Source organism: Pararhizobium gei, from assembly GCF_029223885.1.
Classification (GTDB): domain Bacteria; phylum Pseudomonadota; class Alphaproteobacteria; order Rhizobiales; family Rhizobiaceae; genus Pararhizobium; species Pararhizobium gei.
On record NZ_CP119409.1, the window covers coordinates 3678406 to 3701292 of the forward strand.

The 22887-nt window shown below is 60.5% G+C and carries 26 protein-coding genes; 12 read left to right on the plus strand and 14 right to left on the minus strand.

Features of this window, described 5'->3' with window-relative positions; translation table 11 throughout:
• Nucleotides 1–3 precede the first annotated feature (3 nt).
• The 3 genes from PY308_RS17885 to mnhG are packed head-to-tail and all read left to right on the plus strand — an operon-like array spanning nucleotide 4 to nucleotide 1147.
• Nucleotides 4–492 carry a Na+/H+ antiporter subunit E gene (locus PY308_RS17885; RefSeq protein WP_275785260.1) on the plus strand — a complete coding sequence of 163 codons (489 nt, stop codon included), beginning with the start codon at nucleotides 4–6 and terminating at the stop codon, nucleotides 490–492.
• Nucleotides 489–770 carry a K+/H+ antiporter subunit F gene (locus PY308_RS17890; protein WP_275785262.1) on the plus strand — a complete coding sequence of 94 codons (282 nt, stop codon included), beginning with the start codon at nucleotides 489–491 and terminating at the stop codon, nucleotides 768–770. The genes PY308_RS17885 and PY308_RS17890 overlap by 4 nt, the downstream gene beginning before the upstream one ends.
• Entirely contained in the window at nucleotides 767–1147 is a 381-nt protein-coding gene (gene mnhG, locus PY308_RS17895; RefSeq protein ID WP_275785264.1) for a monovalent cation/H(+) antiporter subunit G, read from the plus strand. Before PY308_RS17890 ends, mnhG begins: the two co-directional genes overlap by 4 nt.
• A 4-nt stretch (nucleotides 1148–1151) precedes the next feature.
• Here the strand turns inward: mnhG and cobM are convergent, their stop codons facing one another.
• Both cobM and cbiE read right to left on the minus strand, forming a co-directional pair.
• Nucleotides 1152–1913 (minus strand): precorrin-4 C(11)-methyltransferase, encoded by a 762-nt coding sequence (gene cobM, locus PY308_RS17900; protein WP_275785266.1) that lies wholly within the window; start codon nucleotides 1911–1913, stop codon nucleotides 1152–1154.
• A 25-nt stretch (nucleotides 1914–1938) separates the two neighbouring features.
• On the minus strand, nucleotides 1939–3174 hold the full coding sequence (gene cbiE / locus PY308_RS17905) for a precorrin-6y C5,15-methyltransferase (decarboxylating) subunit CbiE (protein WP_275791191.1): 1236 nt from the start codon (nucleotides 3172–3174) through the stop codon (nucleotides 1939–1941).
• Between cbiE and PY308_RS17910 the strand changes: the two genes are divergently transcribed.
• Nucleotides 3173–3943 carry a cobalt-precorrin-6A reductase gene (locus tag PY308_RS17910; RefSeq protein ID WP_275785269.1) on the plus strand — a complete coding sequence of 257 codons (771 nt, stop codon included), beginning with the start codon at nucleotides 3173–3175 and terminating at the stop codon, nucleotides 3941–3943. The two genes, cbiE and PY308_RS17910, sit on opposite strands and share 2 nt — an antisense overlap.
• Here the strand turns inward: PY308_RS17910 and PY308_RS17915 are convergent.
• The 5 genes from PY308_RS17915 to cobF all read right to left on the minus strand — a co-directional run bounded on the left by PY308_RS17915 (nucleotide 3907) and on the right by cobF (nucleotide 8297).
• On the minus strand, nucleotides 3907–4671 hold the full coding sequence (locus PY308_RS17915) for a precorrin-3B C(17)-methyltransferase (RefSeq protein ID WP_275785271.1): 765 nt from the start codon (nucleotides 4669–4671) through the stop codon (nucleotides 3907–3909). The two genes, PY308_RS17910 and PY308_RS17915, sit on opposite strands and share 37 nt — an antisense overlap.
• The gene (locus tag PY308_RS17920) at nucleotides 4668–5396 is read right to left on the minus strand and encodes a precorrin-2 C(20)-methyltransferase (RefSeq protein WP_434064167.1); all 729 of its coding nucleotides are present in this window, start codon (nucleotides 5394–5396) and stop codon (nucleotides 4668–4670) included. The genes PY308_RS17915 and PY308_RS17920 overlap by 4 nt, the downstream gene beginning before the upstream one ends.
• 5 nt (nucleotides 5397–5401) lie before the next feature.
• A complete protein-coding gene (locus tag PY308_RS17925) occupies nucleotides 5402–6034 on the minus strand; it encodes a precorrin-8X methylmutase (protein WP_275785274.1) in 633 nt (210 codons plus the stop codon).
• 2 nt (nucleotides 6035–6036) lie between these two features.
• A complete protein-coding gene (cobG, locus tag PY308_RS17930) occupies nucleotides 6037–7398 on the minus strand; it encodes a precorrin-3B synthase (protein WP_275785275.1) in 1362 nt (453 codons plus the stop codon).
• Nucleotides 7399–7526: 128 nt separating this feature from the next.
• Nucleotides 7527–8297, minus strand: a complete 771-nt coding sequence (gene cobF, locus PY308_RS17935; protein WP_275785278.1) for a precorrin-6A synthase (deacetylating) — start codon at nucleotides 8295–8297, stop codon at nucleotides 7527–7529.
• 289 nt (nucleotides 8298–8586) lie between these two features.
• Here cobF and PY308_RS17940 point away from each other — a divergent pair, with 289 nt between their 5' ends.
• From PY308_RS17940 to PY308_RS17950, 3 genes are all read left to right on the plus strand, one after another.
• Nucleotides 8587–10347 (plus strand): type I secretion system permease/ATPase, encoded by a 1761-nt coding sequence (locus PY308_RS17940; protein WP_275785280.1) that lies wholly within the window; start codon nucleotides 8587–8589, stop codon nucleotides 10345–10347.
• On the plus strand, nucleotides 10347–11672 hold the full coding sequence (locus tag PY308_RS17945; protein ID WP_275791192.1) for an HlyD family type I secretion periplasmic adaptor subunit: 1326 nt from the start codon (nucleotides 10347–10349) through the stop codon (nucleotides 11670–11672). Before PY308_RS17940 ends, PY308_RS17945 begins: the two co-directional genes overlap by 1 nt.
• A 115-nt stretch (nucleotides 11673–11787) precedes the next feature.
• Entirely contained in the window at nucleotides 11788–12696 is a 909-nt protein-coding gene (locus tag PY308_RS17950) for a DMT family transporter (protein ID WP_275785282.1), read from the plus strand.
• A 1-nt stretch (nucleotide 12697) separates the two neighbouring features.
• On the opposite strand, the gene ung is transcribed toward PY308_RS17950, so the two are convergent.
• Complete coding sequence (gene ung, locus PY308_RS17955; protein ID WP_275785284.1) at nucleotides 12698–13396, minus strand: uracil-DNA glycosylase; 699 nt, start codon at nucleotides 13394–13396, stop codon at nucleotides 12698–12700.
• Nucleotides 13397–13559: 163 nt separating this feature from the next.
• Between ung and modA the strand changes: the two genes are divergently transcribed.
• From modA to modC, 3 genes are read left to right on the plus strand one after another with little or no spacing between them, the layout of a single operon-like run.
• Nucleotides 13560–14372, plus strand: coding sequence for a molybdate ABC transporter substrate-binding protein (gene modA / locus PY308_RS17960; RefSeq protein WP_275785286.1), 813 nt, complete (start codon nucleotides 13560–13562; stop codon nucleotides 14370–14372).
• A gap of 19 nt (nucleotides 14373–14391) precedes the next feature.
• Nucleotides 14392–15093, plus strand: a complete 702-nt coding sequence (modB, locus tag PY308_RS17965) for a molybdate ABC transporter permease subunit (RefSeq protein ID WP_275785287.1) — start codon at nucleotides 14392–14394, stop codon at nucleotides 15091–15093.
• Nucleotides 15090–16157, plus strand: coding sequence for a molybdenum ABC transporter ATP-binding protein (modC, locus tag PY308_RS17970; RefSeq protein WP_275785288.1), 1068 nt, complete (start codon nucleotides 15090–15092; stop codon nucleotides 16155–16157). The genes modB and modC overlap by 4 nt, the downstream gene beginning before the upstream one ends.
• On the opposite strand, the gene PY308_RS17975 is transcribed toward modC, so the two are convergent.
• The 3 genes from PY308_RS17975 to purU form a co-directional block, all read right to left on the minus strand.
• Complete coding sequence (locus PY308_RS17975; RefSeq protein ID WP_275785289.1) at nucleotides 16132–16539, minus strand: winged helix-turn-helix domain-containing protein; 408 nt, start codon at nucleotides 16537–16539, stop codon at nucleotides 16132–16134. The two genes, modC and PY308_RS17975, sit on opposite strands and share 26 nt — an antisense overlap.
• A gap of 112 nt (nucleotides 16540–16651) precedes the next feature.
• Nucleotides 16652–18550 carry a potassium transporter Kup gene (locus PY308_RS17980; RefSeq protein WP_275785291.1) on the minus strand — a complete coding sequence of 633 codons (1899 nt, stop codon included), beginning with the start codon at nucleotides 18548–18550 and terminating at the stop codon, nucleotides 16652–16654.
• Between the two features lie 246 nt (nucleotides 18551–18796).
• A complete protein-coding gene (gene purU, locus PY308_RS17985) occupies nucleotides 18797–19681 on the minus strand; it encodes a formyltetrahydrofolate deformylase (RefSeq protein WP_275785293.1) in 885 nt (294 codons plus the stop codon).
• Nucleotides 19682–19986: 305 nt separating this feature from the next.
• Here purU and PY308_RS17990 point away from each other — a divergent pair, with 305 nt between their 5' ends.
• Entirely contained in the window at nucleotides 19987–20127 is a 141-nt protein-coding gene (locus tag PY308_RS17990) for a hypothetical protein (RefSeq protein ID WP_275785294.1), read from the plus strand.
• Nucleotides 20128–20239: 112 nt separating this feature from the next.
• Here the strand turns inward: PY308_RS17990 and PY308_RS17995 are convergent, their stop codons facing one another.
• The 3 genes from PY308_RS17995 to PY308_RS18005 all read right to left on the minus strand — a co-directional run bounded on the left by PY308_RS17995 (nucleotide 20240) and on the right by PY308_RS18005 (nucleotide 21983).
• Nucleotides 20240–20689 carry a hypothetical protein gene (locus tag PY308_RS17995; RefSeq protein WP_275785295.1) on the minus strand — a complete coding sequence of 150 codons (450 nt, stop codon included), beginning with the start codon at nucleotides 20687–20689 and terminating at the stop codon, nucleotides 20240–20242.
• 179 nt (nucleotides 20690–20868) lie between these two features.
• The gene (locus PY308_RS18000; RefSeq protein ID WP_275785297.1) at nucleotides 20869–21237 is read right to left on the minus strand and encodes a hypothetical protein; all 369 of its coding nucleotides are present in this window, start codon (nucleotides 21235–21237) and stop codon (nucleotides 20869–20871) included.
• Between the two features lie 128 nt (nucleotides 21238–21365).
• Complete coding sequence (locus PY308_RS18005) at nucleotides 21366–21983, minus strand: hypothetical protein (RefSeq protein ID WP_275785299.1); 618 nt, start codon at nucleotides 21981–21983, stop codon at nucleotides 21366–21368.
• 176 nt (nucleotides 21984–22159) lie between these two features.
• Between PY308_RS18005 and PY308_RS18010 the strand changes: the two genes are divergently transcribed.
• The gene (locus tag PY308_RS18010; RefSeq protein ID WP_275785301.1) at nucleotides 22160–22876 is read left to right on the plus strand and encodes a GntR family transcriptional regulator; all 717 of its coding nucleotides are present in this window, start codon (nucleotides 22160–22162) and stop codon (nucleotides 22874–22876) included.
• Nucleotides 22877–22887: the final 11 nt, after the last annotated feature.

Consider the following 22887-nt stretch of genomic DNA (forward strand, 5'->3'; position numbering starts at 1 on the left):
GCGATGCGATACTGGTTCCCCTATCCTCTTCTGTCCATTTCACTCTTCCTCTTCTGGCTGCTGATCAATCAGTCGCTTTCTCCCGGCCACATCTTTCTCGGCGCAACGCTCGGCATTGCCTATGCCTGGCTCATGGTCAACCTGCGGCCGGAAAAGACCAAGCTGAAAAAGCTTGGGCGGATTTTCACGCTTGCCGGCCATGTGGCGATCGACGTGGTGAAATCGAACCTCGCCGTCATGGGCGTAATCCTGCGCAGCAAGACCCGTCCGCCGCAGTCCGGATTTCTGAGCATCCATATCGGACTCAAGGATGGAAATGCACTGGCGACACTCGCCTGCATTCTGACTGCGACACCCGGAACCGCCTGGGTCGAGTTCGACAGACAAGCGGAAACGCTTCTCATCCACGTGCTCGATCTCGAAAATAGCGACGATTGGATAAGGTTGATCAAGACCCGCTATGAAGCCCCGCTGAAGGAGATATTCGAATGACGGAACTCTTCATCATCTGGTCGATCCTGGCCTCGCAGATCCTGCTCTGCCTTGCCATGGCCTGCGCGGTATTTCGCGTCGCCCGCGGACCCCGCGCACAAGATCGCATCCTTGGCCTCGATGCCTTCTATATCAATGCCATGCTTCTTCTTCTGACCTTCGGAATCCGCACGGCCAATTCCATCTATTTCGAAGCGGCATTGATCATCGCTGTGCTCGGCTTCGTCTCTTCGATCGCCTTTGCGAAATTTCTGATGCGCGGCGAGGTTATCGAATGACCCATCTGACCGATCTCCCTCTCTGGGCCGCGATTCCGGTCTGCATCCTGCTTCTAAGCGGCTCGCTGCTGACATTGATCGGCTCGGCGGGCCTGATGAGGCTGAGCACATTCTACGAGCGCCTGCACGCTCCGACGCTTGGGGCGAGCGCCGGCGTGATCCTCATCAGCGCGGCCTCGATGCTGACATTCGCCGTGTTGCAAAATCGCTGGATCTTCCATGAGGTCCTGATCGTCGTCTTCGTCATCCTGACAACGCCGGTGACGCTCATGCTGCTTGGGCAATCAGCCCTTTACCGCGACCGCATCGAAGAATCGCGAGACGTGCCTGGAAAAGCCGCGGGGGACGAGGTGGACATGACCGCTCTGGATACCTGAGGTTCTACTCCCCCCGGCCACGGAAGCGGCGTTGGTAAGCGGGGTCATAAAGCGCGCTTTCGCGGAAACCTGTGGCTTCCAGGCTGCGTCCGACGAAGATCAGCGCGGTGCGCTCGATCGGTTCTGCCGACACTTTTTCCTGGATGTCGCCGAGCGTTCCCCGCACCACCCGTTCGTCCGGCCAGGAGGCCTTGACGACGATGGCGACGGGGCAGTCGGCGCCATAAAGCGGCGTGAGCTCCTCGACCACCTGAGACAGGGCATGGATCGCCAGATGAATGGCAATCGTCGCCCCCGTTGCGCCGAAGCCGGCCAGGGTCTCGGCGTTCGGCATGGGCGACGCGCGCCCGGAGACACGGGTCAGCACGAGACTTTGCGCAACGGCAGGGATGGTGAGTTCGCGTCCAAGCGCTGCCGCCGCTGCGGCGAAAGCCGGGACGCCCGGCGTCAAGGTATAGTCGAGCCCATGCTTTTCCAGCCGGCGGATTTGCTCGGCCACGGCGCTCCAGACGGACAGGTCGCCGGAGTGAAGCCGCGCCACATCCTGTCCCGCCTTGGCGGCCTCGACATATTCCGCTTCGATCTCATCGAGCGACAGCGGCGCTGTGTCAACGATGCGCGCATTCTCAGGGCAGTATTGCAGCATATCGGGTGAAACGATCGAGCCGGCATAAAGACAGACCGGGCAGCGCGCGATGAGGTCGCGGCCGCGCACGGTGATCAGGTCCGCCGCGCCCGGTCCCGCGCCGATGAAATGAACCGTCATGCTGTTTTCCCCTGTACTGGCATGGTCATGGCTTGATCCAGGACCACTGCGTCACCGGCATGGCCGGACGCCAGCCCGTCATCGCACCGACCGGTGCGGCACGGGCGATATCGATGCGGATCAGCGAACCGCCAAGCCGCGCATGGTGATCTAGCAGCACCGCTTCCATCTGTGTGGTCACAGCATTGGCGACAAGCCGTCCGCCGCTTGCCAGTGCTTCAAGCGCCGCGGTCATCACGCCATCCTCGCTACCGCCGCCACCGATGAAGATCGCGTCCGGGCGGGCCAGACCTGCGAGGGCCTCCGGTGCCATTCCCTGAACGACGCCGAGGCCCGGCACCCCGAAACTCCGCGCATTGCTTCTGATGCGCGCCGCACGGTATGGTACGCCCTCTATCGCTACAGCCCGCATGGCCGGGTCGGCAAGCATCCATTCAATGGCAACCGATCCGGAGCCGGCGCCGATATCCCATAGGAGCTCCCCCCGTCGCGGCGCAAGCGCCGACAAGGTCAGCGCCCGGACCTCCCGCTTGGTGATCTGCCCGTCATGGTCGAAGAGCCTGTCGTCCAGGCCGCTTGCCAGCGCCAGAACGCGTGCATCCTTTTCGGCAACAACCTCAAGCGCGCAGAGGTTTAAGGGATCGACCGTTTGCAAAGAGAAGCCGGATGCCGGATGCGAAGTGACGCGCTCGCGGGCACCGCCCAATGCTTCCAGCACGGTCAGCCGCGACTGACCGAAACCGCTCGCTTCGAGAAGACGGGCAACCTCACCCGGCCCCGTCTCGTCCGACGTCAGCGCCAGAATGCGGCTTCCGGGTTGAAGATGCGGGCGCAGGAGATCGATGGATCGCCCATGCAGCGAAATCGTCACCACATCCTGCAGCGCCCACCCAAGCCGGGACGCCGCCAGGCTGAATGAAGATGGACAGGGCAGAGCCCGCATCTCGGCGGATGCCACATGCCGGGCCAAAGTCACCCCGACGCCGAAGAAAAACGGATCGCCGGAGGCAAGCACCACGACAGACGTTCCGCGACGGGCGACGACCGCCTCCATCGAGCGCTCGAAGGGGTTGAGCCAGGCATGGCGCTCGCCGGCAATGAGCGGACTGGCCAGCTCCAGATGGCGGGCGCCGCCGAAAACCGCCGAGGCAGCGGCGATCAGGCGCTTGGCCTCGTCTCCGAGACCCGCTAAACCATCCTCGCCAAGGCCGATCACCGTCAGCCAGGGCGCTTTGACAACTTCAGGCGAACAATTAGGCATGAGCAAGCACCGTATCTTGATCCTTGGCGGAACCACCGAAGCGCGGCACCTCGCCGGCGCGCTGGCCAGCCGGCGGGATTGCGACCCCACGCTCTCGCTGGCGGGGCGAACGGCGGACCCAATGTCCCAGCCCGTGCCCGTCCGGAGCGGCGGTTTCGGTGGCAGCGACGGTCTTGCCGCATTCTTGAGGCAGGAGCATTTCGACCTGCTGATCGATGCGACCCATCCCTTTGCGACGCGGATTTCGGACAACGCTCTCGTCGCGGCAAAACAGGCCGGCATACCCTGCTTCGCGCTGTGCCGCCCGGCCTGGGAGCCTATGCCCGGAGATCGCTGGACCGGCGTTGCGTCCGTTGCCGAGGCAGTGGCCGTCCTCGGTGACGCCCCCAGACGCGTATTCCTCGCGATCGGCCGGCAGGAGGTTTCCCATTTCCAGAACGCGCCGCAGCACGCCTATATCATCCGCAGCGTCGATGCAGTCGTGCCACCGCTCGCCGTTCCCGATACCTGCTATATTCTTGCGACCGGCCCCTTTGGGGAAGAAGCCGAGAAGCAGCTTCTGACTGCTCACCGGATCGACGTCATTGTCGCCAAGAACAGTGGTGGCAGCGCGACCTATGGCAAGATTGCCGCCGCCCGCAAACTCGGGCTTCCGGTAATCATGGTCGAGCGCCGGCGACCGGCTGGGATCCGTACCGTTCAGACTGTCGATGAGGCGCTTGACCTTCTCGATCACATCGTCTCCCCGGACATGAAGCGGGGCGTATAGACCAGGTCGGGCCTGCCCGGACGTGTCACAATTTTCGTTTCGGGCGAGCCGATGATGACGCAGGTCGCCATATCCGCATTCTCCGCTGCTGCAGCACCGAGCGGCATGACCAGCATGCGCTCGTCCGGACGTCCGGCGGCGCGGCCGAAAATGACAGGTGTTTCGGGCGGCAGAATGCCTCGGAGAATGTCGAAGGCTTCGCCGAGCTGCCACGGACGGGCCTTGCTGATCGGGTTGTAGAGCGCGATCACCAGACCCGCCTCCGCCACCAGCTTCAGGCGACGCGCGATGACATCCCAGGGTTTCAGATTATCGGACAGCGACAGGGCGCAAAAATCATGCCCGAGCGGCGCGCCGATACGGGCCGCAACGGCGAGCATGGCCGTCACGCCCGGGGTCACGACGAGGTCGATATTCCGCCATTCCTGCGGCCCTTTGTCGATCGCCTCGCAGATGGCCGCGGCCATGGCAAAAACGCCGGGGTCGCCGCCGGACACGACGCAGACATCTATTCCCTCGACCGCGCGGCAAAGAGCCGCTTTCGCGCGATCCAGTTCTTCACGGTTATCGGAAGCGACACGGTTCTGGTCGGGGCGCAACGAGAGACGGTCGAGATAGGGGCCATAGCCGAAGAAATCCGTTGCCTTCGACACCGCATCCATGGCTTCCGGCGTCATTTGCTGCGGCCCGCCCGGCCCGGTGCCGATCACATAGAGAATGCCGCTCATAGCCTGCTCTTCCATCCGGGCACCAGCACCAGCGAAAAATAGGGCGCGCTGTCGTCGGCCTTGTCAGCCAGCGGGATCATCGACGCGTTCGCCATGGTGCCGCGTTCGACGTAGACAGCCTCCGCCAGTTTCCCCGACGCCGCAAGCGCCCGGCGGATTTTGGGCAGATTGCGACCGACCTTCATGATGACGGCAGCCTCGGTATCGCCGAGCCGGCGCACCAGTTGCGCCTCGGCCATGGTTCCGGGCAACACGGAGAGAACATCGTCGCCTTGCACGATCGGCATTCCGGCGAGCGACCAGCAGCCGGACATCGCAGTAATGCCGGGAATGACCTCCGCCGAAAATCGCCCCGCCAGTCGGACATGCAGATGCATATAGGACCCATAAAACATCGGGTCGCCTTCACTGAGGATCGCCACCGTCCGTCCGGCTTCCAGTTGCTCGGCGACCGCTGTAGCCGAGCTATCGTAGAAGGCCGTGATCGCACTTTTATAGTCGTGGTGATCCTTTTCGATCTCGACCGTCACCGGGTAATAGAGCGGCAGCTCGACAATCCCGGGCTTCAGCATACCGTCGACGATGGTTCTGCCGTTTCCGCGCCGGCCTTCCTTGGCGAAATAGGCAAGCACATCGGCCTCACCCAGCGCGCGAACGGCTTTGATGGTCAGAAGCTCCGGGTCGCCGGGGCCCGTTCCGACGCCGATCAGACGGCCCGCTGCCATGGCGCTCAAAGTCCTGGCCTCGCTAGAGAATTGACCGCGGCCGCCGTCATCGCGCTTCCGCCAAGCCTGCCGCGAACGATGGCAAAAGGCACCCCATACGAGTTTTCCGCGAGCGCATCCTTGGATTCCGCCGCCCCGACGAAGCCGACTGGCATGCCGATGATGGCCGCAGGCTTGGGGGCCCCATCGCGCAACAATTCCAGCAGATAGAACAGCGCGGTCGGCGCATTGCCGATGGCGACGACGGACCCTGCCATGCGGTCTATCCACAGTCGCAACGCCGCGGCGGAACGGGTATTGCCGATCTCGCCTGCGATGACGGCTGTCTGCGGATCGCGAAGCGTGCAGATCACCTCATTGTCAGCCGGCAGGCGCGCGCGCGTAATGCCCTGCGCCACCATGAACGCATCGCAGAAAATCGGCGCTCCGTCCGTCAGCGCCTGGCGTGCAGACGAAACGAAATCCGGCGAGAACTCGAAGAAACGGGCAGCCTCGACCATACCGCAGGCATGCACCATGCGCACCGCCAGATCGGCTTCGTCCTCAGAGAAATGGGACAGGTCGGCCTCGCTGCGGATGATGGCAAACGAGCGCTCGTAAATGGCGTCGCCATTCCGGATGTAATCGTAGTCTGGCATCTCTATCCCTGTTGAGCCGCGGCAGCGATCGCCTCCGCTCCGAGCCGTGTAAGGCAGGACCGGGCCGATTCGCCAGCCTGTTTCCCCGCCCTTACCAGCGCGTCGAGGCGTTCGAGCGCGGATCTTATATTGTTTTCTTCGATATAGACGTCCGGTGCAGCCGAGGCGAGGCCATTTACGACAAGGCCATAGCCTGTTGGCGCACCTGTGATCGTCAGGGCCGAGGCGGAGGGGTTGGCGCATCCTTTCGGGCAGCCAGAGACATGCACTGTCATGGAACCGTCGAGGAGCGCGGGTGCGGCACTCAGAAGGTCCAGAGCCGTCGCGTGCGTATCGATCATGGCGGATGCGCAGGCGCCCCTTCCGGCGCAGGCTGCGATGTGATTGCGCCGATCGCCCGGAAAAGCACGCAGACCATGACCGAAGGCAAGGGCCTGCGCTGCAGCAATATCCTTTCCGGCAATACCGAGCACCATTATTGCATGGCGGGGCGCCAAGCGAATCTCCGTCGCCCCCAGGGCTTCCAGCGCTTCAACAAGGGTGCGCAAGTCATGCGAGCGGATTTGCCCGAATGCAAGACCTGCGCCCAGCGCCGTTCTGCCGTGTCCAAGATCGTGAACGCCCGCAGGCTCGGGAGCCGGTGCTCGTATCTCGATCCCATCAATATCAGCTCCCTTGCCGACCAGCGCCTTAAGAGCCGGGATATCGATGTCCCTGCCGCGGGCACTTGCGCCAAGGGTCGCAAGCAGGTGCAAAATCGTCATCACCGAAGAGATTGCAGCCTGTTCGTCGAGCACGGCAACCGGTGTTGCGGACGCATCCGTTCCGGCAAGCGACAGGAGCCAAAGCGGCCTGCCCTCGACATGACAGGCGCGAAGGCGGATATCGGCGGTGATCTCACCGAGATGCAGGCCGCCGCCATCGACGATGATCGAGAGCTTTGGCGCCAGCACGAGCGCTGGCCGGCAGGCGGCGACAGCATTGCGGATTGCCCGGGCAACAGGAAGGGGATCGGCGATTTCTAACGGGTCGATTCCGGCGAGCGCCGGCGTCTCGATCGCCAGCCCCTCAGCGACCACGATACCGGCGTCACTCACGGCATTCGCAAAACGAACCACGGTTTCCGGCGTCAAACCGCGGATTTGCAAATTTCCACGTGCAGTAACCTCGATTATGCCGTTGCCCCAGGCTTGGGCGGCATCGGCGAGCGCGGCAAGCTCACGCAGGGAAAGCCCGGGTGCCGCCGGGCGCAGGCGCGCAAGGAGACCGTCTCCGGTCGCCATCGGGGCCGCTAGCGACGGACAGGCCCCGCGCCGAATGACAGCCGCTGGGACCGTCTGCTCCTTGGTGGTGAAAGCATGCATCGTCTTGCCGTTCCCGTGACTGCCACAACTGGCCTGACGGACCAGCAAGCACCTGGTTTAGTCTACAGCAGGGGACACAAGGCACGCAAACCCGCAGCATTTAAGACCAGGCAAGCTTAGCGATCCCGCTATTCCTCGAAATCACTGCCTTTTTGCAGAAGATAGATATCCATGATCCAGCCGTGCCGCTGCCGCGCCTCGGCGCGCGCCTTCACGATGTCGTCCTTTACCAATGAAAGCGGTCCGGAAATGACGATTTCCTGCTCCGTGCCGAGATAGGCGCCCCAGTAAATATATGCATCAGGATCCTCTATAGCCAGAAAAGCCTGCTGGCCATCGAGCATGACGACGGATGTTTCCGATTTGTGCGGAAAGCTCTCGGCAAGACGCCGGCCGGTGGTGATCTCGACCGGCTTGCCGACGAGATTGAGCGGAATTCTGTGGCTTGCCGCCAGAGCCTGTATACTCGTAATACCCGGAATAACGGAGACGTTGAAAGCTGCCGTGCCCGATGAACGGACGCGATCCAGAATGCGGATCGTGCTGTCATAGAGCATCGGGTCGCCCCAGACCAGGAAAGCGCCTGTCTGCCCCTCGCGCAACTGGTCTGTCAGCAACCGCTCGTAAACGGCGGCGAGCGTAGCATGCCAGTCATCCACACTCCGGTGATAGGAACGGTCCTGCGTCTGGCGAACGGGAACCTCGAACTCGACAACCCGGCTCTCACTCTTGGTTACATATCGGGATACGATGTCCCGGCGAATATCGGCCAGTTGCGTTTTTGTCTCACCCTTGGTGGGTATGAAGAGACAATCGGCGCTGTTGAGTGCCTTGATCGCCTGGACCGTCATATGTTCCGGATTTCCGGTACCGATACCCACGATCAAAACAGTTTTCATGCGGCCCTCGCCAATCACTGACATCCTCCATGGCTGATCGACGGGCGGCCTGCAAGCGCGGCGGCAACCTGCACAGCGGCATTTCGGGACCATATTTTGTCAAGCTCAAGAAAATATGGAAATGTTTCGTTTGTTACACTAAGACAAAGAGCGGTCTGTTAGGACACTGGACGTATCGCGCACGGACAATCGGTGTGATGATACGTCTCTGGCACATGCGAAGATAATTTTTATACGAATTGCATTATACACCATTTCAAGAACGCATCGTCTCCTGGGGGACCGTGAAGTGAACAAAGTAAAGACCAGCGGAAAAATCTCCGACCCGGCTGATGCTCTGCGCAGCTGCAAAACCGCCTTTATCGGCGTGTTCATTGCCAGCGCACTCGTGAACATCCTGTATTTGACCGGCTCGTTCTTCATGCTGGAAGTTTATGACCGGGTTCTGCCAAGCCGAAGCATACCCACATTGGTGGCGCTTTGCGTGCTGGCTCTGCTTCTCTACGCCTTTCAGGGTGCCTTCGAATTGATGCGGGGCCGCATGCTGGTGCGGATAGCTGGCGCACTGGACGAGGCCATGAGCGGCCGTATCTACCGCGCCGTCGTTCAGGCTCCCCTGAAGGTTCGTTCCCGCGGTGACGGCCTGCAAGCGCTTCGTGATTTCGACCAGATTCGCGCCTTCATGTCCGGACAGGGGCCGGCTGCCTTTCTCGATCTGCCCTGGCTGCCGCTCTACATCTTCATCTGCTTCCTGTTTCACTTCTGGATCGGGATTGTTGCCGTCGTCGGCTCGCTGATCCTGATCATCCTGACATTTCTGACAAACCGGGGTACGCAGGCGCCGTCGAAACGCGCTTCGGAGGCCGGAAACCAGCGCAATGCTTTCGCCCAGGCATCCCAGCGAAATGCCGAAGTCATGCAGGCCATGGGCATGCTCGGCCGCATGTCGCAAATCTGGGAACTGCGCAACAACAACTACCGAGAACAGAACCGCGAAACCTCCGATGTCGGCAACGGCTATGGCGCGCTTTCGAAAGTATTTCGCATGGCACTGCAATCGGCCGTGCTTGCCACCGGAGCGGTCCTCGTCATCGAAGGCTTGGCGTCTCCCGGCATCATCATCGCCGGTTCGATCCTGACGGCGCGTGCGCTGGCTCCCGTGGAACTTGCCATCGGCAACTGGCGGAGCTTCGTTTCCGCAATGCAGAGCCGTCAGCGCCTGAAGGAGCTTCTGACAGCCCTGCCGGAGCGGGATGCACCGCTGGAACTGCCCGTGCCGTCTGGAAAGCTCAGCGCCGAGGCCTTTTCCGGCGGCCCTCCCGGTGCACAGCGCCTGACCTTTGCCGACATCAATTTCAGCGTCAATGCCGGCAGTGCGCTGGGCATTATCGGCCCAAGCGCTTCCGGCAAGTCGTCGCTGGCAAGGGGTTTGATCGGCGTCTGGCCGGCATTTCGCGGCTCGGTCCGCCTCGACGGCGCGGCTCTTGACCAGTGGGATACGGACAGGCTCGGACGCTATATCGGCTATCTGCCACAGGATGTCGAACTTTTTGCAGGAACCGTTGCGCAGAACATCGCGCGCTTCACCGATGACGCGCCGGCCGACGCCGTCGTATCCGCCGCCCGTGCCGCCCGTGTCCACGACCTGATCCTCAAACTGCCGAACGGCTATGAAACCGAGATCGGTGAGGGAGGCGCGGCACTTTCGGCAGGCCAGCGCCAGCGTGTGGCGCTGGCACGCGCACTCTATGGCGATCCCTTCCTGGTCGTACTCGACGAGCCGAATTCCAATCTCGATGCCGAGGGGGAGCAGGCGCTGACCGAAGCAATCGTCAGCGTGCGTGCCCGCAAAGGCATCGTCGTCGTCGTCGCGCACCGGCCAAGTGCGCTGGCGGCTGCCGACATGGTTCTGATGATGAATGACGGACGCATGCAGGCTTTCGGCCCGAAGGAAGAGGTTCTGTCCCAAATTCTGCGCAAGGAAAACCGGCCCGCGCAAATGCAGGCGCCCCTGAAGATTGTCGGTGAAAGCCAGGAGTCCACATCGTGATCGATTCCGTCGGAGAGAACCAACCCCTGAATTCCCGTCGCTCCCTGACGAAACATGTGGCAGCCGTCTCTGTTCTGGCGCTGGCGCTCGTTTTCGGCATCGGCGGCTGGGCTATGACAACGGAACTGTCCAGTGCGATCGTGGCCGGCGGCACCGTCGTCGTCGAGAACAATGTCAAGAAGATCCAGCACCTGACCGGAGGGATCGTCGGCGAAGTCCTCGTCAAGGAAGGTGACAGTGTCTCGGCAGGACAGGTTCTGATCAGGCTCGACGGTACGACCGTGCGGGCGAACCTTTCGATCGTTCAGAATACACTGGCGCAACTCTACGCCCGGCGCGCCCGGCTGCTTGCCGAACAGACCGGCGCCGAGACATTCGTAATACCGGAAGACCTTGGCGCTCTGACGTCGGGAAGCAGCACGCCCGGCACGCTGCTCGAGAAAAGCGAACGAAAGCTTTTCGTAAGCCGCAAGGCAGGCCTGACAGGCATGAAAAGCCAGCTTGCATCGCGAAAGGGCCAGCTTGCGGACGAAACCAAAGGATTGACCGTCCAGCTCGAAGCAATCGAAGACGCCTTGACGCTGATCGGGGAGGAACTCGCAGGCCTTGACAAGCTCTACGGCCAGGGCCTGGTCTCGATGCAGCGGCTCACTGAACTCAAGCGCAACCGCGCCCAACTCGAGGGCGAGCGCGGCGCACGCATCGCCTCGCGGGCGCAGGCTGCCGGAAAATCAAGCGAGATCGACCTGCAGATTTTGCAGCTCGACGAGGATCGCCGCACGGAAATTGCCAAGGAACTGACCGATGTCGAAGGCAAGATCGCGGAATACGAGGACAGGCGGATCGCCGCACAGGATCAGTTGAAGCGTCTGGACATCACCTCGCCGTTGGATGGGCGCGTTTACCAGCTTGCCGTGCATACGGTGAACGGCGTCATCAACGCGGGCGAAGTACTCATGCTGGTCGTTCCCGGTGCCGATGGACTGACGGTGGAGGCGAAGATTGCGACGCACGACATCGATCAGGTCAGGCTGGGCCAGCCCGTCGAAGTTCGCTTCAGCGCCTTCAATCAAAGAACGACGCCGATCGTCGAGGCTGAGGTCGCAACCATCGCCCCGGATATCGTCACCGATCAGCGCACAGGAATGACCTATTATCTGTTGCGGATCAAGCCGATGCCGGACAGTCTGGCGCAGTTGACGGGTCTGTCGCTTTATCCGGGCATGCCGGCCGAGGTCTTCATCAAGATCGCCGACCGGACCGTCATATCCTATCTGGCAAAACCATTGACAGAACAACTCCAGCATACATTCCGCGAGGACTGATCAAGGCCCCAAGAAGAACTGCCCTCGTTGCCGGGTAAGCGACAGGGGCGGTTTTTTTTCGCGCGGCGGCAAAATCGGATAGCGGTACGCCGTCGCCCGGGTATAAGAGCGGAAAATGTCCTCCAAGCTCACCGGCTATATATTCGTCCTTCTGGCAATCTCCGTTTTCTCGGTTCAGGACGCGATTTCCAAATATCTTGGCAGTCTCTATCCGCCTGCCCTGATCACGATGATCCGCTATTGGGCCTTTGCGGCTTTCGCCATTGCTCTGGCGTCAAGATCAAAGGGGGGCCTTCTCACCGCCCTGCAAACGAAACGCCCGCTGCTGCAGATCCTGCGCGGGGTTTTGCTCGCGGTGCAGATCGTCCTTGTCATCTTTTCATTTTCCATGGTCGGGCTCGCCCATTCACAGGCGATCTTTTCCTCCGGCCCGCTTTTCGTTGCGCTTCTCTCCATGCCGCTGCTCGGCGAGCGCGTCGGCTGGCGGCGCTGGACGGCGATCATTATCGGAATGTGTGGCGTGCTGCTCATCCTCGATCCGGTTGGCGGCAGTTTCGATCTGGTTCTGATGATCCCGATCGCTTCCTCGATGATCTTTGCAATCTACGTGATTTCAACCCGACTTGTCAGCCGAACCGATACGACGATCACAAGCTTCCTCTATACCGGCATTGCGGGCGCTGTTGCGATCAGTCTCGTCGGCCCTTTTTTCTGGATGCCGCTCGCGCCACAGGACTGGGGATGGATGCTGCTGCTTTGCGTAACCGGAACCACAAGTCATTTTTTCCTGATCAAGGCCTACGAACTGCTGGATGCGGCAGAGGTCCAACCGCTGACCTATCTTCAGCTCGTCATGGCATCCTTCATCGGCGTCCTCATTTTCGGAGAAACGATCGGGCTCAACGTCATCGCCGGATCGGTCATCGTCGTGTGCGCCGGCATCTTCACGGTCTGGCGTGAGAATATCGTTGCCAGGCGGAATGCAAAACGCCCGGAACCGCCCTCTCCCCAGACTCTGACCTGATCTAGGTCTGACCTGCATCGGCCGGCAGCGCCCAGTCGATCGGTTCGCGGCCTTTCGATATCAGAAAATCATTCGCCTTCGAAAACGGCTTGCTGCCGAAGAATCCGTTATGGGCGGAAAGCGGCGAAGGATGCGGCGAGCGAATGACAAGATGCTTGGCCTGATCGACGAAGCCCGCCTTTTTTTGCGCATAAGAGCCCCACAGGATGAAGACGACGGGATGAGGCTGCTCGTTGACGGCGCGGATGACGGCGTCCGTGAAGCGTTCCCAGCCCTTGCCCTGATGCGAGGCCGCCATGCCGCGCTCCACCGTCAGGACGCTGTTGAGAAGCAATACGCCCTGGCGCGCCCAGGTTTCCAGACACCCGTGCCGGGCAGGCGGAATATCGAGATCGCTCTGGAGTTCCTTGTAGATATTAACCAGTGACGGCGGCGTGCGGACACCGGGCTTGACGCTGAACGACAGGCCATGCGCCTGTCCGTCCCCGTGATAGGGGTCCTGCCCCAAAATCACGACACGCACCTTTTCCAGCGGTGTCAGGTCGAGCGCGCGGAAATAATCCGCACCCTTCGGGAAGATCTGCTTCCCGCCTTGTTTTTCCTCGACCAGAAACGTTTTCAGCTGCGCCATGTAGGGCGCGGTAAACTCGGCGGCCAAACGTGCCTTCCAGCTCTCCTCAAGCTTGACATTCGATTCCATCTCGCCCTCGCTCAAATTTAGACTTTCAGGACCCGGAACTTAACGTCGGCAAGAAGGATAGCAAGCATGCCGGTGATAGCGATATATTTTATGAAATATACCGCTGGTGAAAATCCGCGAGGCGATATATCTGGTTGGATATAGCCAACTTACGAGGAAGCCGATGCGCATCGCTCGCCGGAATGCAGTTCGATTTCTTGTTGCCCTCGGGGCAACGCTTTCCCTCGGTACACTGAACTCGGCCCGACCCGTCAGCGCCGCCGAAAAGGTAATTGTGTTTGCCGCAGCCAGCTTGAAAAACGCTCTGGATGCCGTCAATGCGGAGTGGCGGAAAGAGAGCGGCAAGGAAGCGACCGTGTCCTATGCAGCCAGTTCGGCCCTGGCCAGACAGATCGAATCCGGCGCGCCGGCCGATGTTTTCCTGTCCGCAGATCTTGCCTGGATGGACTATCTCGCGGCACGAAAACGGATCAAGAATGACAGCCGGGCAAATCTTCTCGGCAACAGGATTGTCCTGGTAACGGGAAAGACGAATGCTCCGGCGGTCGATATCCGCCAAGGCTTCAATCTCAAGGGACTGCTGGGCGACGAAAAACTCGCCATGGGCGCCGTCGATTCGGTACCTGCCGGGAAATACGGCAAGGCAGCGCTGGAGAAACTGGGGGTCTGGTCATCGGTCGAGAAAAATGTCGCCGGCAGTGAAAACGTTCGCGCCGCCCTTCTGCTCGTATCCCGGGGCGAAGCCCCCTACGGCATCGTCTACCAGACGGACGCTGCGGCCGACAAAGGTGTGACCATTGCCGGCACATTTCCGCGGGACAGCCATCCGCCGATCGTCTACCCGGTTGCCCTTACGATCGGAAGCAAGAACCCGGATGCGTTGGCCTATCTCGATTTCATCCGATCGCCAAAGGCCGCGGCGCTTTTCGAAGCCCATGGCTTTTTGGTCATAAAGCAGGCTGTTGTCCAGCCGTGACATGCAGGGAGCGTGACCTTTGGATTGGCTGGTACTGAGCGATTCGGAATGGTTGGCGGTTAAGCTCAGCCTGCGCGTATCCTGCGTCGCCATGCTCGCCAGCCTGCCCTTTGCAATCGCAATCGCGATGCTTCTGGCGCGCGGCCGCTTCTGGGGAAAATCTGTCCTCAACGGTATCGTTCATCTGCCTCTGGTGCTGCCTCCCGTCGTAACGGGTTTTCTTTTGCTCATCCTGTTCGGAAAACGCGGCGTTCTCGGCGCACCGCTTGCCGACTATACCGGCATCACATTGTCCTTTCGCTGGACAGGTGCCGCGCTGGCCTGCGCGATCATGGCCTTTCCACTGATGGTCCGCAGCATCCGGCTCTCGATCGAGGCCGTAGATCGCCGCCTGGAACAGGCCGCCTCGACACTCGGAGCGCCGCCAGCCTGGGTCTTTCTGACGGTGACATTGCCTCTCGTCGTTCCCGGCATCATCGCCGGCATGATTTTGGCCTTCGCCAAGGCCATGGGCGAATTCGGCGCGACAATCACCTTCGTGTCCAACATTCCCGGAGAAACCCAGACGCTGTCATCGGCGATCTACAGTTTCACCCAGGTGCCGGGTGGCGATGCCGGCGCCTATCGCCTGACGCTGATTTCCATCGCGATCTCCATGACGGCGCTGATGATATCCGAGACAATAGCAAACCGCGCAGCGCGCAAGATGGAGCGGCCATGAGCCTTGATGTCGATATACGCCACCGCATCGGCGGTTTCGACCTTCATGCCGCCTTTTCAGCGAGCCGCGGTGTGACGGCCCTGTTTGGACGATCGGGTTCGGGAAAGACGTCACTGATCAATCTTGTGGCCGGACTGCTCCGGCCAGATGCCGGACGGATCACGTTCGATGACGAAATCCTTGCCGACAGTGCCACCCGAAGTTTCGTGCCGCCACACCGGCGCCGCTTTGGCTATGTGTTTCAGGAAGCCCGTTTGTTTCCGCATTTGAGCGTGCGGCGCAATCTTCTCTACGGCCGCTGGTTTTCGCAAAGCGGCAAAACCATGCCGGACTTCTCCCGCATCGTGGATCTCCTCAACGTTGGACCCCTTCTCGATCGAGCGCCCGCAAACCTCTCCGGCGGCGAAAAGCAGCGTATCGCGATCGGCCGTGCACTTCTGTCCAGTCCGCGCTTGCTGATCATGGATGAACCGCTGGCGGCGCTCGACGACGAGAGGAAAGCCGATATTCTACCCTATCTGGAGCGACTGCGCGATGAGGCCGGCCTTCCGATCCTCTATGTCAGCCATGCCCTCGGCGAAGTCGCGCGACTGGCGGACAAGGCGATCCTGCTCGACCAGGGCCGCGTGGTTGCCGCAGGGGATACAGCCCTCGTCCTCAGCGCCCCCTCTGCCGCCGTCAGCCGGCGCGAAGCGGGTGTCCTGCTGGAGGGAATGGCCGGAGAAGGAGACGACGAGCATCACATTACGCCGGTTCACATTGGTGCCCTCCTTATCCGAGGGCCGCAGATACGGGTTCCTGCCGGCAAGCCGGTTAGGCTAAGAATCGCTGCCCGCGATGTGATGCTCGCGACAAGCAGGCCTGAAGGCCTGAGTGCGTTGAACATTTTCGACGGCACTGTTCTTGCCGTCGGTGAGCCCGTTAACGGCATGGTCGATGTTCATGTGAACTGTGCGGGAACAACGATCATTTCCCGGATCACATCGTTATCCTTCGCCATGATGGGTCTTGGAACGGGCAGATCGGTTTACGCCATCGTCAAGAGCGTGGCTCTGGAGCCTTGAAAGCCGGCTCGCCCTGCCCCGCATGGAAACTTCGGTTTTTCTCCAGCCACGCCAGTTCATCGGCAAGCGCAGTATTCACCTTTGCCTCCATGCTGCGGAACCGGAAGATCAGTTCCTCGCCAAACGGCGTGACGACGGCGCCGCCGCCCAGTTTCCCGCCACGCTGCGAGGAAACAGCGTCTTCAACGAACATCGCGTTGAGCGCGCTGACCAGAAGCCAGGCCCGCCGGTAGGACATGCCCATCGCACGGCCCGCCGCCGAAATCGACCCGGTTTCGCGAATATGTTCAAGCAGCGTGATTTTGCCGCGACCCAGCCGCTCCGCATGGGGAAAATCGACTTTCAGGACAGGGGTGAGGCCGGCGAAAAATGTCTCGGTCATGCGGCATGCTTTCTCTGGTCTCAGAGACTATAGCGTTGCGCATCCGCCAGTGTACAGACGAGCCTTACTCCCCATCAGACATCGCCCACGCTCCGCGACGGAAGAAAGGCGGCTAGATGGACACCTGCTCGCCGATTTCCACGACGCGGTTTGCGGGCAGCTTGAAGTAGGTTGACGGATCAATCCCGAGGCCTGCGAGTGCGATGTAAAGATTGTCCTGCCACCACGGGAGCCCGGAATTCGGGTTGCCTATGAGCGTGCGCCGTCCAAGATAGAACGAGGTTTGCATGATCTCGAACTTGAAGCCCGCCTTTTTGCAAACCGCCAGAGCCTTGGAGACATTCGGCTCGTCCATGAAGCCGAAGCAGAGTTCGAGCTTGGAAAAGCGGTCCGAAAGCTGCGTCATCGTCACGCGGTCCGACTGGGGAACATAGGGCTTTTCCGAGGTCCGCACCGTCAGGATGACATTCTTCTCGTGCAGCACGTGATTGTGCTTGATATTGTGCAGGAGAACAGCAGGCGTCTTGTCGCCGACGCTTGTCAGAAACACCGCCGTCCCCGGCACCGTGGCAGGCGCGTGGGTCGATTTTTCGATCGACCGGATGAAACGATCCAGTGGAATGTCGTGCCGCGCGGTCTTTTCCTTCAACAGGCGGGAGCCGCGCGTCCAGGTCCACATGATCAGCATGATGCCGAGCGCCAGCATGACCGGCACCCAGCCGCCATCGTGAATTTTCAAAAGATTTGCCCCGAGGAACACCGTCTCCAGCAGCAGCAGCGGAACGAGCACAGCAGCGGCGGCCAGTGGCGACCAGCCCCATACGGAGCGCAGAAACTGGAACGACATCAACGTCGTCACCACCATCGCGCCGGTGACGGAGATGCCATAGGCGGTCGCCAACGATTCCGAGTCGCCGAAGGCAAAGATGAGGACAATGACGCCGATGAAGAGCAGCATGTTGACGGCCGGAACATAGATCTGCCCGGTGTTCGTCTCCGAGGTGAACGTGATCTGCAGCCGCGGCAGAAAGCCCAGATGCACGGCCTGACGGGCAAGCGAAAATGCGCCGGTGATGACCGCCTGGCTGGCGATGATCGTCGCCATGGTCGCAAGAATGACCACGGGCAGCAGCGCCCAGTCGGGATACATCAGATAGAACGGGTTGTCGGCGGCTTCCGGATGGGCGAGCACGAAGGCGCCCTGTCCTAGATAGTTCAAGGCGAGAGCCGGAAAGACGAGAATGAACCATGCGGTCTGGATGGGCTTGCGCCCGAAATGGCCGAGATCCGCATAAAGGGCTTCCGCCCCTGTCACGGTGAGAAACACCGCGCCAAGCACGATGAGCCCGACAAAGCCTGCATGGGTGATGAACCACAGCGCATTAACAGGGTTTAAGGCCTGCAGGATCGTCGTATCGTCGCCGATATGCAGTAGACCGCCCCAGGCCATCACAAGGAACCAGACAACCGTGATTGGCCCGAAAAAATTGGATACGGCGGCGGTTCCCTTCGACTGGACGAGAAAAAGCCCAACCATGATCGCGGCTGACATCGGCAGCACGTAGTCGGACAATGCGGGCGTGACGAGCTTCAGGCCCTCGAGCGCCGACATGACGGACAGGGCCGGCGTGATCATGGCATCGCCGATGAACAGAGCCGCGCCTATGATGCCCGCGAAAAACAGGACGGGCATGAACCTTCCCGTTTTCTTCATCAGCAGCGCCAGAAGGGAAAGTGTGCCCCCCTCGCCGTCATTGTCCGCTCGCAGAAGGAAAAGCACGTATTTGAAGGTGACGATGATGGTCAGGGTCCAGACCATCAGTGAAATGAGGCCGACGACCTCCTGAGCGCTAATGCCGTCATGGGAAAACGGCCGAAGCGCTTCGCGGAACGCGTAAAGCGGGCTGGTGCCGATATCCCCATAGACGACGCCGACGGAGCCAAGGAGAAGGACAAGAAACTTGCGGGTGTCCGAGGTGTCTTTCGACGTATCCGCGTGCGATGCAGTCATGCTGTCTCCAGCCCAAGCGGGCGTTTTCAGGCCAAGGGGCCATTGGGACACACATATGGTGCAATACGGCATTTCAGGCAAATGCAATTGCAGCCAATCCCGAATCCAACTTCAGTTTCGAATCCGGTTGCCCGGGATGGCGCGCACATCACCGATGGAAACGCATTCAGGGATTGTCCCATCCGGCAGGCGGATCCTGGCTGTTGCGCAGACCGGGACGGACGGCTGGATCGGCTGAACGCAGGATTAGCCCATGCGTTCCGATGCATATGAGCCTGGGCTTGCCGGGAAAACGACCGTGCGATTGCCGTTGATGAAGGTGCGGTGATGGATATGGGCGTGCACCGCCCGCGCCAGAACCTGACTTTCGACGTCGCGGCCGATCGAGACATAGTCTTCCCCCGACTGCGCGTGGGTTATGCGGGCGATATCCTGCTCGATGATCGGACCTTCGTCGAGGTCGGCGGTAACGTAATGCGCTGTCGCGCCGATCAGCTTCACGCCCCGCTCATAGGCCTGTTTATAGGGGTTCGCCCCCTTGAAGGACGGCAGGAAGGAATGGTGAATATTGATGATCTGCCCGGACATTTTCTGGCAGATCGCGTCCGAGAGGATCTGCATGTAGCGCGCGAGCACAATCAGTTCCGTGCCGGTCTGCTCCACCACCTCCATCATCCGGGCCTCGGCCTGCGCCTTGTTGGCCTTGGTGACCGGGATATGATGGAAGGGGATATCGTGATTGACGACGACCTTCTGGTAATCGAAATGATTGGAGACGACGCCGACGATATCGATCGGGAGAGCGCCAATCTTCCAGCGATAGAGCAGGTCGTTGAGGCAGTGACCGAAACGCGAGACCATCAGAAGCACCTTCATACGATGTTCGGAATCGCGGATTTCGGCGACCATTCCGAAACGGTTTTTTACCGCTTCGAAACCGGCCGTCAGCGTTTCGAGCGAGGCCCCTTCCTGACTGATGAAGGTGAGCCGCATGAAGAAGAGCCCGGTCTCCAGATCGTCGAATTGCGAACTGTCCGTGATGTAACAGCCTTCGTCTGCAAGATAGCCGGTGATCGCCGCCACAATGCCGCGGGTGGATGTGCAGGAAACGGTCAGAACGTAGCTTTTCATCGGATATCGGTCTCTGGGGCTCGAGTAACGGGCCGGCCCTCCCGGCCCGGAAACATGGTCGAAGCTAGCGCGACAGCGCCACGCTCGTCCATCCGTTTCGCGACATCGGCTAGCAGGAACAGGCCATGCAGCATGTTTGGCTGGCGAACGGCCCTGTGCGGCGGGCCATTGCGCCGGGCTCAACAAAGTTCTCACTTTTCCGATTGTCTACGGGCGCTGCATCGGCCATTCTTGGGACCGACTGCGGATGTCTGCGCCGGTTTGCGCCGCATTTCGCGGCTCGTGGATTTCAAGAGGAGCGGACCATGGCCAAGGGACAAGCAAAGAGCAACAAGGAAACGAGGAAACCGAAAAAGGACAAGGTTGCCGCGAAAGCAGCAACACCGTTCGCTGCGACCACCAACAAGGAAGTGCCGAAGCTTTCCGGGGCAAAGCCGAAGAAATAGGCTATCTGCTGTGCGGGACAGCGGCGGCGCGCCGCCGTTGTCCAATGCGACATGCGATCCCGGCTCCTCGCGTCATTGTCAGCAAACAGACGTCAATCGATCATATCGAACATTATGGCCGCCGCGTCAGCGCAACGTCGCTCACGGCACGCTGCGGCACATTCCGGTAATCGCAGGCGGATTTCCCGAGAGGATTTTCCAGATCGCAGGCAACTGCCTCATGGATGTAGCCGATGAAAAGATCAGGCTTTCCGTCACAGACGACGCGACGGGTTCCGCCGTCCGGCGCGATTATGTCGAGGCCGGCTTCGCCGCCGCCCATATCGTCCCCTCCGGCGGGAGGCATCTGGCGGGAGAAGAGCCGGTAGCTTGTGCCAGCGACGGTGAACCGGACATGGACCAGGTAGCCATCAGACCCGTCGGAATTCGAGAAGAAGAAGTTCTCCTTGCCGCTGCCCGGCCGAGACGGAAAATGCATCGGTGCCAATCCCTGTCCGAAACCGCTGAACTGCAGATCCGTCCAGGTGCCGTTATCCTGCAAGATGCCGGTCAATTTCAACATGCTTGTCGGTGCCGCGTCCGGCCCGGATCCGCAAACGAACAAGGTCTGCGGATCGGCCGCAATAGCTGGACCCGGAAAAAGACAAAACCAGGCCGCGAGCAAGCCGGTGACAAGATCAATGGACCAGCCCTTCGACTCCCGGCTGTTTTGCCTGCAGCAAGTGGGTCCGCGTGCCGGCATCACTCTGCCGGCAGGATCCTGAGAGGGGTCTCGTAGGGCTCCACGCGCAGGGAATCCTGGCTGAGAATGCTGACGCGATGAAGCGGCGCCTGTTCCAGTTCGCCATCCTTGCCTTTGCGCACGGCGAACTGCCAAAGCGACACCTGTCCGTTTTCTGCCAGCGCTTTGCCGATGGCTTCGGCATCGCTGCCCTTCAGCTTGTCGACATCTGAGGGAGCGAGGCCCACAACGACTTCGTCTTTGATGGTGATGATCTTGAAAAGCGAAGGTTTTTCGCCCGCAAATGTCGAACTCGAGATCAAGGCAACGGCTCCGAAAGCAAAAGCAGACAGGCTGTTGCGGTAAACGCGACGGCTGATAAACGGCATTGAAAGGTCTCCATATTGAAATGCTCGGGTTCCGATAGTCTTAAACCAGATCCCATCGATAGCAGAAAAGGCTTTGTCTGTGTTTCATGGCATGCCCGGCGCCGGTCGCCGGTCGTCTCAGGCAAGGATCAGCCACCGCAAGCATCGAACCCTGTCGAGATTTCCCATTCCCGGAAAGGAATGGTTTTTGCTGGCACCGAGACCGGTTTGTCCACCATGGATCCGGCGTCGTTCTTCCTGGCGCTGCGTCCTGTGCCTTCCAGCACGCTATAGGAACACTGGCTTCCCACCGTCTCGTCCAGAAAATCGCGGTATTCATAGGAGAAACCTGACACCACGAACCGGTTTTCCCGATAGGCGAGCGTCAACGTCTGGTCGGTTCTCGCACTGCCGACCGGAGGCGCCGGAATGAAGAGTTTTATCTCGCCACCCGGCAAAAGCGCCAGTTGCGGCTCGGTATCGGACGCCTCATAACCCGGCCGGTCATAGCCGTTCCATTCACCGGTTATCTTGCCCCGAGCCACATCGACAGGCTTCAGGAAATCATGCTCCATGTCGCGAAGGAAGAAATGCATGTCCATATCGGCGGTCGGCTCGGTTTCGACGATCATGACAAGATCCTGTCCGCCGTCGCCGTTGAAATCCCCGGTCAGCGCCGTGATGATCTTCTGGCTCTCGATGGGCTCGGCAGCGACAGGGCTAACCCCGATCAGAACGATCGCAAGGCACAGTGCAGGCGTTTGCATTTTCAATCTCCGTTGGCATCATGCCGTACTGACGCACTAACCCCTGTATTTATTCACCGCTGGCACAGCCAGAGCGACAAAGGACAGTATCCACCTCCATCACATTGTTCTTGCACCCAACCTTTGTCGACACTATGCATGCAGGTAGTTCCTCAAGCTGGATTGCATACCCTATCATGTCCACAACGCACCCCCTTGAAAACGAGCCGCCGCGATCGCGCGGGTCCGGAACCCAGACGGTTTACGGAACCTTGCGGCAGGAAATTCTCTCCATGGAGCTTGCGCCCGGCAGTCCTCTAGATGAGGTCCGGCTATCGGAGCGTTTCGGCATGTCGCGCACACCGATCCGGGAGGCGATGCTGCGGCTCGGTTCCGAGGGGCTGGTGACAACGCTGCCCAATCGCAACACGATTGTCGCCACGATCGATTTCGCGACACTGCCGCCCTATTTCGATTCACTCACGCTGATGTATCGCGTCACCTCCCGTGCTGCAGCCACCCGAAAAGATGCGGTGGTCATGGCACGTATCCGCAAGCACCAAGCGGAATTCGAGGCGGCGGTAAATGCTCAGAACGCCTATGCGATGATCGAAGCCAACCGCGAATTTCACGTTGCAATCGCAGAACTGGGCGGTAATCCCTATTACACCGGTTTCTTTTCCCGGCTTCTCGACGAAGGCCGGCGTATTCTGCGCCTGTACTATTCCACCTTCGATGATCGCCTGCCGCTGCAATATGTGCAGGAGCATGAAGACATGATCGCGGCCATCGAAGCCGGCCAGGTCGATGAGGCCGATCGGCTGGCGAGTGCGCATGCCGCGCAGATCGTTCGCCAGATCCAGGACTACGTCGCACGGGACATGAACAACGCCCTGTCGATCGGCAATCTCTGAGACCCGCACAC

Excerpts from the sequence above, each read along its gene's own strand:
- PY308_RS18010 (WP_275785301.1), top strand. The coding sequence starts at position 22,160 with ATGTCCACAACGCACCCCCTTGAAAACGAGCCGCCGCGATCGCGCGGG.
- PY308_RS17910 (WP_275785269.1), top strand. The coding sequence starts at position 3,173 with ATGAGCAAGCACCGTATCTTGATCCTTGGCGGAACCACCGAAGCGCGG.
- ung (WP_275785284.1), bottom strand. The coding sequence starts at position 13,396 with ATGGAATCGAATGTCAAGCTTGAGGAGAGCTGGAAGGCACGTTTGGCC.
- PY308_RS18000 (WP_275785297.1), bottom strand. The coding sequence starts at position 21,237 with ATGCCGTTTATCAGCCGTCGCGTTTACCGCAACAGCCTGTCTGCTTTT.
- mnhG (WP_275785264.1), top strand. The coding sequence starts at position 767 with ATGACCCATCTGACCGATCTCCCTCTCTGGGCCGCGATTCCGGTCTGC.
- modC (WP_275785288.1), top strand. The coding sequence starts at position 15,090 with ATGAGCCTTGATGTCGATATACGCCACCGCATCGGCGGTTTCGACCTT.
- PY308_RS17980 (WP_275785291.1), bottom strand. The coding sequence starts at position 18,550 with ATGACTGCATCGCACGCGGATACGTCGAAAGACACCTCGGACACCCGC.
- PY308_RS17890 (WP_275785262.1), top strand. The coding sequence starts at position 489 with ATGACGGAACTCTTCATCATCTGGTCGATCCTGGCCTCGCAGATCCTG.
- PY308_RS17920 (WP_434064167.1), bottom strand. The coding sequence starts at position 5,396 with ATGGCAGCGGGCCGTCTGATCGGCGTCGGAACGGGCCCCGGCGACCCG.
- PY308_RS17925 (WP_275785274.1), bottom strand. The coding sequence starts at position 6,034 with ATGCCAGACTACGATTACATCCGGAATGGCGACGCCATTTACGAGCGC.
- PY308_RS17975 (WP_275785289.1), bottom strand. The coding sequence starts at position 16,539 with ATGACCGAGACATTTTTCGCCGGCCTCACCCCTGTCCTGAAAGTCGAT.
- cobM (WP_275785266.1), bottom strand. The coding sequence starts at position 1,913 with ATGACGGTTCATTTCATCGGCGCGGGACCGGGCGCGGCGGACCTGATC.
- cbiE (WP_275791191.1), bottom strand. The coding sequence starts at position 3,174 with ATGCCTAATTGTTCGCCTGAAGTTGTCAAAGCGCCCTGGCTGACGGTG.
- PY308_RS17995 (WP_275785295.1), bottom strand. The coding sequence starts at position 20,689 with ATGTTGAAATTGACCGGCATCTTGCAGGATAACGGCACCTGGACGGAT.
- PY308_RS17885 (WP_275785260.1), top strand. The coding sequence starts at position 4 with ATGCGATACTGGTTCCCCTATCCTCTTCTGTCCATTTCACTCTTCCTC.
- cobF (WP_275785278.1), bottom strand. The coding sequence starts at position 8,297 with ATGAAAACTGTTTTGATCGTGGGTATCGGTACCGGAAATCCGGAACAT.
- PY308_RS18005 (WP_275785299.1), bottom strand. The coding sequence starts at position 21,983 with ATGCAAACGCCTGCACTGTGCCTTGCGATCGTTCTGATCGGGGTTAGC.
- PY308_RS17950 (WP_275785282.1), top strand. The coding sequence starts at position 11,788 with ATGTCCTCCAAGCTCACCGGCTATATATTCGTCCTTCTGGCAATCTCC.
- modA (WP_275785286.1), top strand. The coding sequence starts at position 13,560 with ATGCGCATCGCTCGCCGGAATGCAGTTCGATTTCTTGTTGCCCTCGGG.
- cobG (WP_275785275.1), bottom strand. The coding sequence starts at position 7,398 with ATGCATGCTTTCACCACCAAGGAGCAGACGGTCCCAGCGGCTGTCATT.
- PY308_RS17990 (WP_275785294.1), top strand. The coding sequence starts at position 19,987 with ATGGCCAAGGGACAAGCAAAGAGCAACAAGGAAACGAGGAAACCGAAA.
- purU (WP_275785293.1), bottom strand. The coding sequence starts at position 19,681 with ATGAAAAGCTACGTTCTGACCGTTTCCTGCACATCCACCCGCGGCATT.
- PY308_RS17915 (WP_275785271.1), bottom strand. The coding sequence starts at position 4,671 with ATGAGCGGCATTCTCTATGTGATCGGCACCGGGCCGGGCGGGCCGCAG.